This window comes from Pseudomonas sp. NBRC 111139, assembly GCF_001753955.1.
GTDB lineage: Bacteria > Pseudomonadota > Gammaproteobacteria > Pseudomonadales > Pseudomonadaceae > Aquipseudomonas > Aquipseudomonas alloputida.
Window position 1 is genome coordinate 23171 of sequence record NZ_BCBP01000033.1, and the last position, 14817, is coordinate 37987.

General features: G+C 62.0%; 11 protein-coding genes. 3 read left to right on the plus strand and 8 right to left on the minus strand.

Annotated elements, in window-relative coordinates; genetic code table 11:
• Positions 1-4: 4 nt before the first annotated feature.
• The 5 genes from BJQ17_RS13005 to ttgA form a co-directional block, all read right to left on the minus strand.
• Positions 5-529, minus strand: coding sequence for a DUF962 domain-containing protein (locus tag BJQ17_RS13005; RefSeq protein WP_070096156.1), 525 nt, complete (start codon positions 527-529; stop codon positions 5-7).
• A gap of 243 nt (positions 530-772) precedes the next feature.
• Complete coding sequence (locus tag BJQ17_RS13010; protein ID WP_014754361.1) at positions 773-2029, minus strand: OprD family porin; 1257 nt, start codon at positions 2027-2029, stop codon at positions 773-775.
• Positions 2030-2436: 407 nt separating this feature from the next.
• The gene (locus tag BJQ17_RS13015; protein WP_003251955.1) at positions 2437-3891 is read right to left on the minus strand and encodes an AdeC/AdeK/OprM family multidrug efflux complex outer membrane factor; all 1455 of its coding nucleotides are present in this window, start codon (positions 3889-3891) and stop codon (positions 2437-2439) included.
• Entirely contained in the window at positions 3888-7040 is a 3153-nt protein-coding gene (gene ttgB / locus BJQ17_RS13020; protein ID WP_014754360.1) for a multidrug efflux RND transporter permease subunit TtgB, read from the minus strand. Before ttgB ends, BJQ17_RS13015 begins: the two co-directional genes overlap by 4 nt.
• A gap of 3 nt (positions 7041-7043) precedes the next feature.
• Complete coding sequence (gene ttgA / locus BJQ17_RS13025; protein ID WP_003251957.1) at positions 7044-8198, minus strand: toluene efflux RND transporter periplasmic adaptor subunit TtgA; 1155 nt, start codon at positions 8196-8198, stop codon at positions 7044-7046.
• A gap of 257 nt (positions 8199-8455) precedes the next feature.
• On the opposite strand from ttgA, the gene ttgR reads away from it, so the two are divergent.
• A complete protein-coding gene (ttgR, locus tag BJQ17_RS13030) occupies positions 8456-9088 on the plus strand; it encodes an efflux transport transcriptional regulator TtgR (protein ID WP_004575141.1) in 633 nt (210 codons plus the stop codon).
• 111 nt (positions 9089-9199) lie between these two features.
• On the opposite strand, the gene BJQ17_RS13035 is transcribed toward ttgR, so the two are convergent.
• A complete protein-coding gene (locus BJQ17_RS13035) occupies positions 9200-10651 on the minus strand; it encodes an MDR family MFS transporter (RefSeq protein WP_070096157.1) in 1452 nt (483 codons plus the stop codon).
• A 381-nt stretch (positions 10652-11032) separates the two neighbouring features.
• On the opposite strand from BJQ17_RS13035, the gene BJQ17_RS13040 reads away from it, so the two are divergent.
• Positions 11033-11902 (plus strand): oxaloacetate decarboxylase, encoded by an 870-nt coding sequence (locus BJQ17_RS13040; protein ID WP_003251963.1) that lies wholly within the window; start codon positions 11033-11035, stop codon positions 11900-11902.
• 232 nt (positions 11903-12134) lie between these two features.
• Here the strand turns inward: BJQ17_RS13040 and BJQ17_RS13045 are convergent, their stop codons facing one another.
• Positions 12135-13043, minus strand: a complete 909-nt coding sequence (locus BJQ17_RS13045; protein WP_047604432.1) for a LysR family transcriptional regulator — start codon at positions 13041-13043, stop codon at positions 12135-12137.
• A 183-nt stretch (positions 13044-13226) separates the two neighbouring features.
• On the opposite strand from BJQ17_RS13045, the gene BJQ17_RS13050 reads away from it, so the two are divergent.
• Positions 13227-13841, plus strand: a complete 615-nt coding sequence (locus BJQ17_RS13050) for an NAD(P)-dependent oxidoreductase (RefSeq protein ID WP_070096158.1) — start codon at positions 13227-13229, stop codon at positions 13839-13841.
• 97 nt (positions 13842-13938) lie between these two features.
• Here the strand turns inward: BJQ17_RS13050 and BJQ17_RS13055 are convergent, their stop codons facing one another.
• Entirely contained in the window at positions 13939-14814 is an 876-nt protein-coding gene (locus BJQ17_RS13055; protein ID WP_012053627.1) for a LysR substrate-binding domain-containing protein, read from the minus strand.
• Positions 14815-14817 lie beyond the last annotated feature (3 nt).

The following is a 14817-nucleotide window of genomic DNA, read 5'->3' on the forward strand; positions in this document are numbered from 1 at the left end:
GCCTTTACACCGATGCCTTTTTTTGCCGCATGGCAATCGGGCCGGCGTTGGTTTCCACGGCGCGCTTCAGGGTCGGGCACAGGCCCAGCATGAACGCAGCTTCCGCCACCACGAACATCGGCCCGATGATCAGGCCACTCACGTCGTCAACAAATGCCGGTTTGCGGCCTTCGTAGTAATGGCCGATGAACTGGATGATCCAGCCCACCACGAACGCTCCCAGCCCGGCGCCGAGCCATAGCGTTGTCGACTGTACTGCCAGCGCCTCACCGACCCACAGGCACAGGCCCAGCAACAGCCCCATCACCAGCCCGAAGCGCAGGTCCAGGCGCAAGTAGAACCACACAGACGCCGCCGCTGCCACCAGGGCAGGGGACAGCCACATGCCAGCTATCTCCCAGCCTGGGCGTGAAAGCAGGATGGTGACTGCCAGCACGATCATGGGGATGCCGACGAAGTGGGTGGCGATATTGCGCGGATCGCGGTGGTAGTTGGCGTATTGGCTCAGGTGGTCGACGAGGGTTTTCATTGTTGTGCCTCCCTGTTCTGCTTTGTTTCACCTGTACCTGATAGTGATCAGGATAGCCTGCAGTCACCACCATCATCAGCTCAGCGAATGGCGGCAGCGTGCACTGGCAAATTCATGGCAGGGATTTCATCAAGCTGTTGCAAATCATGCCTTCAAAAAAGGGGCATGGATTTTTATGGCTTCAGGTCATTTGAGGAGGCGTCTGGCCTCCTCGCGGGTTTATCCGCGAAGAGGCCATTTGATTCACAGAAGATTCAGCGGATAACTCACGATCAAGCGGTTCTCATCGAACGCGTTGGTGCTGAAGTCGCGACGCATGGTCGAGTTGCGCCATTTCACCGACAGGTCCTTGAAGCTGCCCGACTGCACGACATAGGCCAGCTCTGTTTCCCGCGCCCATTCCTTGCCATCGTCCACGCTGCCCACGGTGACGTTGTCACCCTTGATATAGCGGTTCATCAGGGTCAGGCCGGGTACGCCGACGGTGGCGAAGTTGAAGTCATGGCGAACCTGCCAGGAACGCTCCTTGGCATTGTCGAAGCTTGAATTGTAGCTGTCGTTGGCCAGGGTACCGCCACTGGTGCCATTGACCCGCATCCAGGCATCGTCGCCGCTGACCTTCTGCAGGCCAACGTAAAAGGTGTGGCCTTGGTAGCGCGCCGAAAGCAAGGCGGAGGCGGTGCGGTTGTCCAGCTTGCCGGCCCGTTCGGCGCCATCTTCCTTGCCAATGAAATAGCCCAGGTTGGCGCCCAGCGTCCAGTCGCCCAGCGGCTGGCTGTGCGTCAGGTTGAGGTATTGCTGGCGGTAGATGTCCTTGAGCTGGGCATCCCACAGGCCGATCATGGTGCGCTTGTCGTTGAAGGTGTACTCACCGCCGCCGAAGTTGAAACGGTCGGAGGTGAAGGCAGCTTTGCCGTTGAGCGACATGTCTTCCATGCTGGCATCGTTGCGCGGGCTGTTGCCGCGGAACTGGCCGGCGTACAGGGTCAGGCCGGCGATTTCCTTGGAGGTCAGCTGGCCACCGCGGAAGGTTTGCGGCAGTGAGCGGCCATCGTCCGAACGCAGGATTGGCAGTACCGGCATCCATTCACCGACTTTCAGCTCGGTTTCGGACAGCTTGGCCTTCAGCGCCACACCCAGCCGACCAAAGTCATCGGCCGGGCGGCCGTCGCCATGCACGGGCAGCAGGTGAGTGTTGGTGGTGCCTTTGCCACCGTCGAGCTTGACCGAGTACAGGCCCAGTACGTCCACGCCGAAACCGACCGTGCCCTGGGTGAAACCGGAACGGGCATCGAGGATGAAGCTTTGTGTCCATTCCTCGGCCTTGCCCTGTGGGTGGGCCGGGTCGACGAAGTTGCGGTTGATGTAGAAGTTGCGCAGGTTGAGGGTGGCCTTGGCGTCCTCGATGAAACCACCTTCGTTGGCGGCGAATGCGGGGAGGGCGCAGGACATGGCCAACAGGCCAGGCAGCAGCTGACGTGCGGGTAGCGAAATGCTCATCTGTCGTGGATCTCTTGTTTTTATGGTCGAGCCGGTGCACTGCGGGATCGGGCCTGCAGGTGCGGGTGTTTTTGATGAACTTGAGTGACGTTGCGTGGGGGGATGGTGCGGGGTAGTGCGGGGGTGAGGCAATTCGCCGCAAACGGAACGGGGCGATAATCGAACGGAATGTTCCGTTTGGTTAATAACTCTCCTGGGGCGGCCTCTTCGCGGGTAAACCCGCTCCTACAACGGCTTGCGCCCAACCACCGTATGTGTCCGCCACACGATCCGTGTAGGAGCGGGTTCACCCGCGAATACGGTGGTGGCTGCGACGGTGAATCGCCAGGGGATACTGGCCGGCACAGGCAGTAAAAAAGCAAAGCCCACCGCTAAGGGTGGGCTTCCTACTTTTGTAACAAGGCCGATCAGCCTTTCGGTGTTTCCACCGATGCCTGCTGGTTGGCCTGCCCGGTCTGCTCGTACCAGCCACCGCCAAGCGCCTTGTACAGGTTGACCTCGCTGGTCAGCTGCGACAGGCGGTCTCCGATCAGCGCTTGCTGGGCACTGAACAGGTTGCGTTGGGCATCGAGGAAGGTCAGGTTGCTGTCAATCCCGATGCGGTAACGGCGTTCGGCCAAGCGGTAGTAGTCCTGGTTCGCCTGCACCAGGTCGCGCTGGGCCTGCAACTGCTCTTCGAAGGTCTTGCGTGCCGCCAGGCCATCGGAGACTTCCTGGAAGGCCGTCTGGATGGTTTTTTCGTACTTGGCGACGTTGATGTCCTTCTGGATTTTCGAGTAGTCCAGGCTGGCTTTCAGGCTACCGGCGTTGAAGATCGGCAGGTTGATCTGCGGCTGGAACAGCCAGGTGCCCTGGCCGCCCGCGAACAGGTGGCCCATGTCGGGGCTCAGGCTGCCGGCGTTCGCGGTCAGGCTGATGCTCGGGAAGAACGCTGCGCGGGCTGCACCAATGTTGGCGTTGGCAGCCTTGAGCAGGTGCTCGGCTTCCTGAATGTCCGGGCGACGCTGAAGGATATCCGATGGCAGGCCGGCCGGTACTTCGGCCAGTTGGTCGGCATCAAGCTCCAGCGGCTTGGCCAGGTCGGCAGGAATGCCGGTGCCCAGCAGCACGGTCAGGCTGTTGACGTCCTGGGCGACCAGGCGCTGGTACTGCGAGTACTTGACCCTGGCGCCTTCCACGGCGGTACGCGCCTGGCTGACGTCCAGGGCCGAGGCCACGCCGACCTCGTTGCTGCGACGGGTGAGGTTGTAGCTTTCCTCGTAGGTCTTCAGCGTTTCTTCGGTCAGCTTGAACAGGGCCTGGTCGGCCTGCCAGGTGTAGTAGGCGTTGGCCACGCTGGCGACCAGGGCAATTTGCGTGGAACGACGCGCCTGCTCGCTGGAGAGGTAGGTTTCCAGGGCCTGCTCGGTCAGGCTGCGCACGCGGCCGAACAGGTCCAGCTCGTAGGCGCTGACGCCCAAGGTGGCCGAGTACTGGCTGGTGATGCCAGATTCGCCTGTTTGCGACATGTTCGCCGGGACACGCTGGCGGCTGCCGCTGCCGGTGGCCGAAACTGCCGGGAACAGGTCGGCGCGCTGAATACGGTATTGCGCACGGTAGGCGTCGAGGTTCAACGCCGCGACGCGCAGGTCGCGGTTATTGACCAGCGAGGTCTGGATCAGCTGTTGCAGCGCCGGGTCGTGGAAGAACTGGCGCCAGCCCTGTTCAGCAGCGGCAACATCCGCCGATTGCGTCGGCGAGTATGCAGGGCCTTGCGGCCACTGTGCAGCCACCGGCGCCTCTGGGGTCTGGTAGTCAGGGATCAGCGAGCAGCCGCCAAGAATGAAAGCGGTTACCGCCAGGGACAACAAAGACTTGGTCATTGCCCAGCCTCATAACGTGGATTTTCAGGAGTGACGTCTTTTTCCGGCTCTTTGCTGCCGAACAGCGACGACACTGCGACGAAGAACAGTGGTACCCAGAAGATAGCCAGCACGGTCGCACTGATCATGCCGCCGATCACGCCAGTACCGATGGCGTGCTGGCTGCCGGCGCCGGCGCCGCTGGCGATCGTCAACGGCACCACGCCCAGGATGAACGCCAGCGAGGTCATGATGATCGGGCGCAGACGCATGCGGCACGCTTCGATCGCTGCGTCGTACAGGCTACGGCCTTGTTCGTGCAGCTCCTTGGCGAATTCCACGATCAAAATGGCGTTTTTCGCCGCAAGACCGATGGTGGTCAACAGGCCAACCAGGAAGTACACGTCGTTGGACAGGCCGCGCAGGCTGGTGGCGATCAGCGCACCGATGATACCCAGCGGTACCACCAGCACCACAGCGATCGGAATCGACCAGCTTTCGTACAGGGCCGCCAGGCACAGGAACACGAACAGCACCGAGAGGGCGAACAGCGCCGGCATCTGCGAGCCGGAGAGTTTTTCCTCGTAGGACATGCCGGTCCAGGAGAAGCCGATACCGCTCGGCAGCTCGCCTGCAATGCGCTCGACCTCGGCCATGGCTTCACCGGTACTGTAACCAGGCGCCGGTGCACCGAGGATTTCCATCGCTTCGACACCGTTGTAACGCGACAGCTTCGGCGAACCGTAGGTCCATTCGCCTTTGGCGAAGGAGGAGAACGGCACCATCTCGCCTGCGCCGTTGCGCACGTACCATTTTTGCAGGTCTTCCGGGCTCATCCGCGCGCTGGGTTCGCCCTGGATGTACACCTTCTTGACCCGGCCACGGTCGATGAAGTCGTTGACGTAGCTGGCACCCAAGGCAATCGACAGGGTGTTATTGATGTCGGCAATGGTCACGCCCAAGGCGCTGGCACGTTCGTCATCAATGGTCAGTTGGTACTGCGGTTCATCGTTCAGGCCGTTCGGGCGCACGGCGCTGAGGATCTTGCTCTGCGCAGCTTTGGCCAGGAACTGGTTGCGCGCCTCCATCAACTTCGCGTGGCCGACACCGCCGCGGTCCTGAAGGAACACGTCGAAGCCGGTGGCGTTACCCAGTTCAAGCACCGCTGGCGGGGCGAAGGCGAACACCATCGCATCACGGAAGGTGAAGAAGTGCTGCTGGGCGCGCTGGGCCAGGGCGAACACGCTGTTCTCCTTCGAGCGTTCATCCCAGGGTTTGAGCATGATGAAGGCCATGCCTGAGCTCTGGCCGCGGCCTGCGAAGTTGAAACCGTTGACCGTGAACACCGACGATACGGTATCGGCTTCGTCCTTGAGCAGGTATTCACGCATCTGGTCGACCACGACCTGCGTGCGCTCGGCACTGGAACCGGCCGGGGTCTGCACCTGAGCGAACAGTACGCCCTGGTCTTCTTCTGGCAGGAACGCGGTAGGGATGCGGGCGAACAGCCAGATCATGCCGACCACGATCAGCGCATAGGCCAGCAGGAATGGCACCTTGTTGCGCAGGATGGTGCCTACGCTACGCTCGTAGCCATTGACGCTGCGGTCGAAGTTGCGGTTGAACCAGCCGAAGAAGCCGCCTTTGGCGGTGTGGTGCTCGCCCTTCTTCAGCGGTTTGAGCATGGTTGCGCAGAGCGCCGGGGTGAAGATAAGCGCAACCAGCACCGACAGGCCCATGGCCGAGACGATGGTGATGGAGAACTGCCGGTAGATCACACCCGTGGAGCCGCCAAAGAACGCCATGGGCAGCAGTACGGCCGAGAGCACCAGGGCGATACCCACCAGGGCGCCCTGGATCTGTTCCATCGAGCGCTTGGTCGCTTCCTTGGGTGGCAAGCCTTCTTCGGACATGACCCGCTCGACGTTCTCCACTACGACGATGGCGTCGTCCACCAGCAAGCCGATGGCCAGGACCATGGCGAACATGGTCAGGGTGTTGATGCTGAAGCCCGCGGCGGCAAGGATACCGAAGGTACCCAGCAATACGACCGGTACGGTCATGGTGGTGATGATGGTGGCGCGGAAGTTCTGCAGGAACAGGTACATCACCAGGAACACCAGCACCACGGCTTCGATCAGGGTGTGGATCACGCCGCTGATCGATTCGGTGACCACGGGGGTGGTGTCATACGGGAATACCGCCTTGACCCCCGGCGGGAAGAACGGTTCCAGGCCTTTGATGGTCTCGCGCAGTGCCTTGGCGGTGTCCAGGGCGTTGGCGCCGGTTGCCAGTTTTACCGCCAGGCCGGACGCCGGCTTGCCGTTGAACTGGGCGCTGACGGCGTAGTTTTCACCCCCCAGGCCTACTTGGGCGACGTCACCCAGGCGCACCTGTGAACCGTCTTTGTTGACCTTGAGCAGAATGCTCTCGAACTGCTCGGCGGTTTGCAGGCGGGTCTTGCCGATGATGGTGGCGTTCAGCTGTGTGCCCGGCAGGGCTGGCAGGCCGCCGAGCTGGCCGGAAGACACCTGCACGTTCTGTGCGGCCACAGCGGTCTTGACGTCGACCGGGGTCAGCTGGAACTTGTTCAGCTTGGCCGGATCGAGCCAGATACGCATGGCGTACTGCGCACCGAACACCTGGAAGTCACCTACACCCGCGGTACGCGAGATCGGGTCCTGCATGTTCGAGACGATGTAGTTGGCCAGGTCGTCCTTGGTCATGCTGCCGTCTTCGGAGACGAGACCAATCACCAGCAGGAAGTTCTTCACTGCTTTGGTGACGCGGATACCTTGCTGCTGCACTTCCTGCGGCAGCAGCGGGGTCGCCAGGTTCAGCTTGTTCTGTACCTGTACCTGCGCGGTGTCGGGGTTGGTACCCTGTTCGAAGGTGGCGGTAATGGTCATGCTGCCGTCGGAGTTACTTTCCGACGACACATAACGCAGGTTGTCGATACCGTTGAGCTGCTGCTCGATCACCTGCACCACGGTGTCCTGCACGGTTTGCGCCGAGGCGCCCGGGTAGGTCACGGCGATGGCGATGGCCGGCGGCGCGATACTGGGGTACTGGTTGATCGGCAGCTTCAGGATAGACAAGGCCCCGACCAGCATGATCACCAAGGCGATCACCCAGGCGAAGATCGGGCGATCGATAAAGAACTTCGACATGGTTTACTCCGCTTTGGCGTCTGCTTTCGCCGCGTTGGCCTGATCAGGGCCGGCCGGCTTCTTGACGTTGGTGGCATCGCTGACCTTCACCTCGACGCCTGGGCGCACGTACTGCAGCCCTTCGGTGATCAGGCGGTCACCCGGGTTGAGGCCTTCCTCGATCAGCCAGTCGCTACCCAAGGTACGGCTGGCCTTGAGCTGGCGCAGTTCGACTTTGTTCTCCTGGTTGACCACCAGGGCGGTGGGTGCGCCTTTGAGGTCGCGGGTCACGCCTTGTTGCGGTGCCAGGATGGCGTTGGCGTTGACCCCGGCCTTGAGCCGCGCATGCACGAACATGCCTGGCAGCAGGGTGTGATCGGGGTTGGGGAACAGCGCGCGCAGGGTCACCGAGCCGGTGGTCTCGTCCACCGCGACTTCGGAGAACTCCAGGCGGCCTTCCTGCTTGAACAGGCTGCCGTCTTCCAGTACCAGCTGAACCGAGGCGGCGTTGTCGCCGGCCTTCTTCAGCTGGCCGCTTTCCAGGTCACGGCGCAGCTTGAGCAGCTCGGCGGTGGACTGGGTAACGTCGACATAAATAGGATCGAGCTGCTGGATGGTGGCCATGGCGTCGGTCTGGCCATTGCTCACCAGCGCACCCTCGGTGAACGAAGAGCGACCGATACGGCCGCTGATTGGCGCCAGAACCTTGGTGTAGCGCAGGTCGATCTGTGCGCTCTTGAGCGAAGCCTCAGCCTGCAATCGTTTGGCATTGGCGTCGTCGTATTCCTGTTTGGAGACGGCCTGTTCGTCAATCAGTTGCTTGTAACGTTCGGCCAGTGAGCGTGTAGCAAGCAGGTTGGCCTTGGCATTGGCCAGGGTGGCTTCGTACACGGCAGGGTCGATCTGATACAACTGCTGGCCTTCCTTGACCTCACTGCCTTCCTTGAACAGGCGCTTGAGGATGATGCCGTTGACCTGCGGGCGCACTTCGGCGACGCGGTAGGCACTGGTTCGCCCCGGCAATTCCGAGGTGAGGGTGAAGGCTTGCGGCTGGATGGTCACGACGCCGACCTGAGGAGCCTGCGCCGCTGGCGCTGCTTCTTCTTTCTTACAGCCACTGAGCAGGGTTGCCAGGGCGACGGCGGAAACCAGAGCGGTAACGGCTGGCTTGAATTGCATGAGGATCCTCGGGTCGCTGGAGCAGGGAGACGCTCAAGAGTAATGGAAGAGATCTTGATCTGGAAAAAATGCTATCCGGTGGATAAATAGCTTGCTAAGGAATATACTTACATTCATGGTTGTTTGTAAATACTGCTGGGTGGTACTCAGGTACAGCCTCAGCGCTTGATTAGCTTATCCGAGAGGCCCCGGCAGAGGTGCCCCCGGAGCGTTCCCCGCACGCGCTGCGCGTTCGGGCCAGATGAGGTTGTACTGCCATGGTCCGTCGAACCAAAGAAGAAGCCCAGGAAACCCGTGCCCAGATCATCGAGGCGGCGGAAAGGGCCTTCTACAAGCGCGGGGTTGCGCGAACCACCCTGGCCGACATCGCCGAACTGGCGGGTGTGACGCGGGGGGCGATCTACTGGCACTTCAACAACAAGGCCGAGCTGGTGCAGGCGTTGCTCGACAGCCTGCACGAGACCCATGACCATTTGGCGCGGGCGAGCGAAAGCGAGGATGAAGTCGACCCGCTTGGCTGCATGCGCAAGCTGCTGTTGCAAGTGTTCAACGAGCTGGTGCTCGATGCCCGAACCCGTCGTATCAATGAAATCCTGCATCACAAGTGCGAGTTCACCGATGACATGTGTGAAATTCGCCAGCAGCGCCAGAGTGCGGTGCTGGATTGCCACAAGGGCATCACCCTGGCGCTGGCCAATGCCGTACGCCGGGGCCAGTTGCCTGGCGAGCTGGATGCCGAGCGCGCGGCGGTGGCCATGTTTGCCTATGTCGATGGCCTGATCGGGCGCTGGCTATTGCTGCCTGACAGTGTCGATCTGTTGGGTGATGTCGAAAAATGGGTCGACACCGGGCTGGATATGCTGCGCTTGAGCCCGGCTCTGCGCAAATGACACTTTGTTAAGGATTGTGAGGGAGTGTTTCCCCTTTGTGTTAAGGGGAGATTAAGGTCGCCGCCGCCTTGCAGCTGTTCACACCACAAGGCGGCAGCGCGTGTGCAACCTTCAGCGGCCGCGCAATTGCCTGTCAGGCAAAGCAAATGCCGCGAACAGTCCCAGCACCGCGACGAGCGCACTCCCCATCAGCAGTTGCCTGAACGTCTCCAGCAACCGCCCTTGAGTCACCAGATCCACCTCTGCGGCCTTCAAACTCCCCAGCAACGCATTACCCGGCAATTCGAAACCCCCTTGCAGCAGCAGTGCCAGCAACAGGCTGGACATGCACGCTACGCCCATGGCTCCGCCCAGCGAGCGGAACAGGTTGGTGGTGCTGGTGGCCACGCCGATGTCCCTGCTGGCCACCGCGCTTTGTGTGCCCACCAGTGAGGTCGGGAATTGCAGCCCGCAGGCTATACCGGTCAGCAGCATGAACAGCGCACTGAGCAACGCTGATTGCGGCGGAGTCAGTGCCATCGCGAAAATGGCCACTGGCATCAGCAGTGCACCGGCCAGGATCTGTGGCTTGTAGCGCCCGGTCCGGCTGGTCATCCGGCCTCCTGTGAAGGCGCCCATGGGCAGCCCCATGGCCAGCGGCAGCAGATGCAGGGCGGCGCTGTCGGCACCGGCGCCGGTAATGCTCTGGTAACGCAAGGGCATGAGCATGGTCAGGGAAATGGACTGGAAGCTGGCGAAGAAGATCACCGCCCAGCACAGCACTGCCACACGGTTGCCAAACAGGCTGAGCGGCAGCAGCGGCTCTGGGCAGCGGCGTTCGTGTGCGATGAAAAGCGCCAGGCCCAGCAGGGCGCAGCCGAACAGCGCCAGCACGGCCGGGTCGGCCCAGGCGTGGCCCTGGCCCACCAAGGTGATGCCCAGCAGCAGGCTGCCAAGGCCGAGAATCAACAGCATGGCGCCAAGGTAGTCCACCTGTGCCTCGCGACGCTGCACCGGCATGTCAGCGAGCGCACGGCGAATGGCCCACAAGGCGACCAGCCCCAGCGGCAGGTTGATCCAGAACACCCAGCGCCACGACAGGTACTCGGTCAACCAGCCGCCCAGCACTGGCCCGGCCACGCTGGCCGCAGCGTACATGCTGCTGAAGTAGCCCTGGTAGCGGCCGCGTTCGCGTGGGGGCACGAAGTCGCCAATGATTGCCTGGCTCACCGAGACCATCCCGCCTGCACCGATACCCTGCAGTACCCGGGCCAGCACCAGTTGCGGCATGTCCTGGGCCATGGCGCAGGCAATGGAGGCCAGGGTGAACAAGCTGATGCCGGTGAGGATCATCCGGCGCCGGCCGTAAAGGTCGCCCAGTTTGCCGTAGATCGGCACGGCCACGGTCATGGCCACCATATAACCGGAGATGACCCAGGCCAGCAGGCCGACATCGCTGAACTGCGCCGAGATGGCGGGCAGCGAGACGGCGACGATGGTCTGGTCCAGTGCGCCGAGGAAGATGGCCAGCATCAGGGCGGTGAGCACGTTGCGCAGGGCGGTGGGGGGCAGGGCGGCGGTCACGGGAATACCTTGTTTGTCTATGGCGGCCCCTTCGCGGGCAAGCCTGCTCTCACAGAAGCCCTCGGATTGTAACCTGAGTTAGGTAGCTTCCTATGTACTATCTGCATCCCCTATGCAAGATCGGCATTGGCGCATTCATCCAGTGCTGCATGGCTGCGTGATATCGTTGGTATGCCACAGAGGCTGAAATCCGGGGCTTGCACCAGGTTGGTGCAGCATATTGACTCAGGTTTTTCAGTCCGCTGTCTCCCACACCTTTTATTCCTCTGCCTGCATGTCGAGCATGACCGCCCAGATGGCGACGGTTGGAACAGGTCAGGTAGACCCGATTACAGGGGTCGGTAGTTACCGTTCAAATTTCAACTTTTTTGCGGAGTGATCATGCCCAAGGCTTCCCACCAAGATCTGCGTTTTGCCTTCCGCGAGCTGCTCGCTTCGGGTTCGTGTTTCCACACTGCCTCGGTGTTCGACCCGATGTCGGCACGCATTGCCGCAGACCTGGGCTTCGAAGTCGGTATCCTCGGCGGTTCGGTCGCTTCGTTGCAGGTACTGGCTGCTCCAGACTTCGCTCTGATCACCCTCAGCGAGTTCGTCGAGCAGGCCACCCGCATTGGTCGGGTCGCGCAACTGCCGGTACTGGCCGACGCCGACCATGGCTATGGCAACGCACTGAACGTGATGCGCACGGTGATCGAACTGGAGCGCGCCGGTGTGGCCGCACTGACCATCGAGGACACCCTGCTGCCTGCCCAGTTCGGGCGCAAGTCCACTGACCTGATCCCGGTCGAGGAGGGCGTTGGCAAGATCCGCGCGGCGCTGGAGGCACGAGTCGATTCGTCCCTGTCGATCATTGCCCGTACCAACGCGGGCGTACTCAGCACCGAAGAAATCATCGTGCGTACCCAGAGCTACCAGAAGGCGGGCGCTGATGGCATCTGCATGGTCGGGGTCAAAGACTTCGAGCAGCTCGAGCAGATTGCCGAGCACCTGACCGTGCCGCTGATGCTAGTTACCTATGGCAACCCGAACCTGCGCGATGACGAGCGCCTGGCGCGTCTGGGCGTGCGCATCGTGGTCGATGGCCATGCGGCTTACTTTGCCGCGATCAAGGCCACTTACGACTGCCTGCGGCTGCAGCGTGGTCGGCAGAACAAGTCGGAAAACCTCAGTGCCACCGAACTCTCGCACACCTACACCCAGCCTGAAGACTACATTCGCTGGGCCAAGGAATACATGAGCGTCGAAGAGTGATCAGCAGGGCGCCGTCCATTCAACGGACGGCGCTCAAGGTGGCACTGTGAGGCACGCAATGTGCCTGCTCGCAGCTATTGGCGACGCTGGGCTGGCTGCGTAGCAGTTCGGCGCGCCAGCAGGCTGATCCATACAGCCCTGCGACTGCGGTAAGGGCCATGACAAGGGCGACTCTTCTGGATTTGATGCCCATGGTGCTCACCTCCCGTGACAGCGATAGGGGTGTACGCCACTAGTATAGATCCCGATCCCACGCCGGTTCGTCCTTGAAATGCTGCACCAGGAAATCCAGCATGCTGCGCAAGGTCGCCGGCATGTGTTTGCGCGACGTATACACCGCATTCAGGTTCAGTTCACGCGGTTTGGCCTCGGGCAGCAGACGCACCAGTTCACCCCGGCGTATGGCGTCTGCGGCCTGGTAGGTTGGCAGCATGGTGATACCGGCGCCAGCCAGCGCAGCCCTTTGCAGGGTCATCACCTCGTTGGCACTGATGTTTCCGGATACGGGCACGGCGACCTGCTGGCCGGCTACCGCGAAATGCCACAAGCTGTGTCCGAAGTAGGCATGGGTCAGGCAGTTGTGCAGGCTCAGTTCCTCAACCCGTTGCGGCGTGCCTCGCTCATTCAGGTAGGCGGGTGCCGCGCACACGACCGAGCGGCACACACTCAGGCGCCGGGCGATGAGGCTGGGGTCCACGTCATTGCTGGTGCGAATGGCCAGGTCGATGCGCTCGTCCACCAGGTTGACGGTGCGGTCGAGCATCTGCAGTTCTACCTTCACGTCAGGAAAGCGCCGCACATAGGCGGCCACTGCATCCACCAGCTGTGCCTGGCCGAATGAGGTACTGACGCTGATACGCAGTGCCCCCCTTGGTGCGTCTTCCGGCTGCTGCACGGCGGCCTGCAGGTCGCCGGCCAGTTCCAGCAGTTGCCGGCAGCGAGGCAGGGTTTCCTGGCCGGCTGCCGTGAGGCTGAGCTTGCGCGTGGTTCGCTGCATCAGCCGCGTGCCAACCCAGTCTTCCAACTCTGCCAGGTAGCGCGACACGACCGGCCGCGATAATTGCAGATAATCCGCCGCCGCCGACTGGCTGCCCAGGTCGATGACCGTGACGAATACACGCATGGCGTTGAGACGGTCCATGATTTGCCCGATTTCAGAAACAAACTATGTCTGAGCATCGCATTTTTTGTGACGAATCGGGTAACTAAGCTATGCGCATTGTTTGGTAGAAGGCGTTACCCGAAGCCGGCAGACGAGAGCCTTGGCGCTGGCGGCGAAGGTCACCAAGGGCGGTCATTCCGTTCAACTGATGGAGAGTATTTCATGAGCAAGATCGCAATCATCGGTGCCACCGGTCGTGCTGGCAGCCAGTTACTGGAAGAGGCCCTGCGCCGTGGTCACCGTGTACAGGCCATAGCCCGCGACCCTTCCACGCTTGAAGGGCGTGAGGGTGTGACCGTCAAGTCGCTGGATGCCACGGACAGCGCGGCCCTGCAGGCAGCGGTCGCAGGTATGGACGCTTTGTTGAGTGCCGCGCATTTCTCGACAATGGAGCCGCACGCCATCATCGAGCCGGTGAAGCGCGCCGGGGTCAAGCGCCTGCTGGTGGTGGGTGGCGCCGGTAGCTTGTTGCTGCCGTCAGGGCACCGGGTGATCGACAGCCCGGATTTCCCGGAGGCGTATAAAGCCGAGGCCAGTGCCGGCGTGCGTTTTCTGGAGGCGCTGCGGCGCGAGCCGAACCTGGACTGGACCTTCCTTTCGCCTTCGGCTGAGTTCGTTGAGGGTGAGCGCAGAGGTCACTATACGCTGGGCAAGGATCATCTGTTGATCGGTGCGGACGGCAAGAGCTGGATCACGTTTGCCGACTATGCGATTGCCATGCTGGATGAGCTGGAGAAGCCGCAGCACTCGCGGCAACGGTTCACAGTCGGCTATTGAGTCGCCTGCGTTGCGGGCATGCCCGCTCCCATGGGTACCGTACAGCTACCAAGGCCTGTGCAAACCTGTGGGAGCGGGCGAGCCTGCGAAAGGGCCGTCACAGGCTGGCCTGGCCCTCCAGCCAGTCCAGCAATTCCAGCAGCCCCGGCGGTAAGCTCCTGGCCTGGCTCACCAGGTAATACCCCTTGCCTGTCAGCACCTTCAGCGCAAACGGCATGCACAACCGCCCACCGCGCAGGTCATCGCCAATCAGCGACCAGTCACCGATTGCCACCCCGGTCCCCTGCGAGGCCATGGCCATCGCCATGTCCAGTGTCTCGAAATGTTGTTTAGGCCCATGCGTGGCGAGCGTCACTCCAGCCGCCTGCAACCACAACCGCCAGTCGTGTTCATCCCGCGAGGGATGCAGCAACATATGTCGGGCCAGGTCTTCCACCTGCTGCAACGGCACTGGCCCCTCACGCAGTGACGGTGCGCACACCGGGGTCAGCTGCTCATCGAACAGCTTGCGCACCTGCAGCCCGTGGTTCGGCGCATCGCCGTAGACCACTGCCGCATCGAAGCCCTCGCGACGGAAATCCACCCCATGCTGCACGGTCGTGGTCAGCTCAACCGGCACATCCGGGCGCAGTGCCTGCCACTCCATCAGACGCGGCAGCAGCCAGCGCATTACGCAGGTTGGTGCCTTCAGCTGCAAGGTCGTGCTGTGCTCACCCACCTCGCGCACCCCTTGTTCGATCAGGGCGAACACCTGCTGCACCCGTGGCAGCCAGTCCAGGCCTTCACGGGTCAGGCTCAACCCACGCGCCTCGCGCTTGAACAGGGCATAACCGAGGTGTTCTTCGAGGGCTGCAATCTGGCGGCTGACAGCGCCCTGGGTGATGTGCAACTGCTGCCCGGCGCGGGTGAAGTTGCAGTGCTGGGCGGTGACCAGAAACGTGTGCAGGGCAGGCAGGGGCGGGAGGCGTTTCATTGC

Excerpts from the sequence above, each read along its gene's own strand:
- BJQ17_RS13005 (WP_070096156.1), bottom strand. The coding sequence starts at position 529 with ATGAAAACCCTCGTCGACCACCTGAGCCAATACGCCAACTACCACCGC.
- BJQ17_RS13010 (WP_014754361.1), bottom strand. The coding sequence starts at position 2,029 with ATGAGCATTTCGCTACCCGCACGTCAGCTGCTGCCTGGCCTGTTGGCC.
- BJQ17_RS13015 (WP_003251955.1), bottom strand. The coding sequence starts at position 3,891 with ATGACCAAGTCTTTGTTGTCCCTGGCGGTAACCGCTTTCATTCTTGGC.
- ttgB (WP_014754360.1), bottom strand. The coding sequence starts at position 7,040 with ATGTCGAAGTTCTTTATCGATCGCCCGATCTTCGCCTGGGTGATCGCC.
- ttgA (WP_003251957.1), bottom strand. The coding sequence starts at position 8,198 with ATGCAATTCAAGCCAGCCGTTACCGCTCTGGTTTCCGCCGTCGCCCTG.
- ttgR (WP_004575141.1), top strand. The coding sequence starts at position 8,456 with ATGGTCCGTCGAACCAAAGAAGAAGCCCAGGAAACCCGTGCCCAGATC.
- BJQ17_RS13040 (WP_003251963.1), top strand. The coding sequence starts at position 11,033 with ATGCCCAAGGCTTCCCACCAAGATCTGCGTTTTGCCTTCCGCGAGCTG.
- BJQ17_RS13045 (WP_047604432.1), bottom strand. The coding sequence starts at position 13,043 with ATGGACCGTCTCAACGCCATGCGTGTATTCGTCACGGTCATCGACCTG.
- BJQ17_RS13050 (WP_070096158.1), top strand. The coding sequence starts at position 13,227 with ATGAGCAAGATCGCAATCATCGGTGCCACCGGTCGTGCTGGCAGCCAG.
- BJQ17_RS13055 (WP_012053627.1), bottom strand. The coding sequence starts at position 14,814 with ATGAAACGCCTCCCGCCCCTGCCTGCCCTGCACACGTTTCTGGTCACC.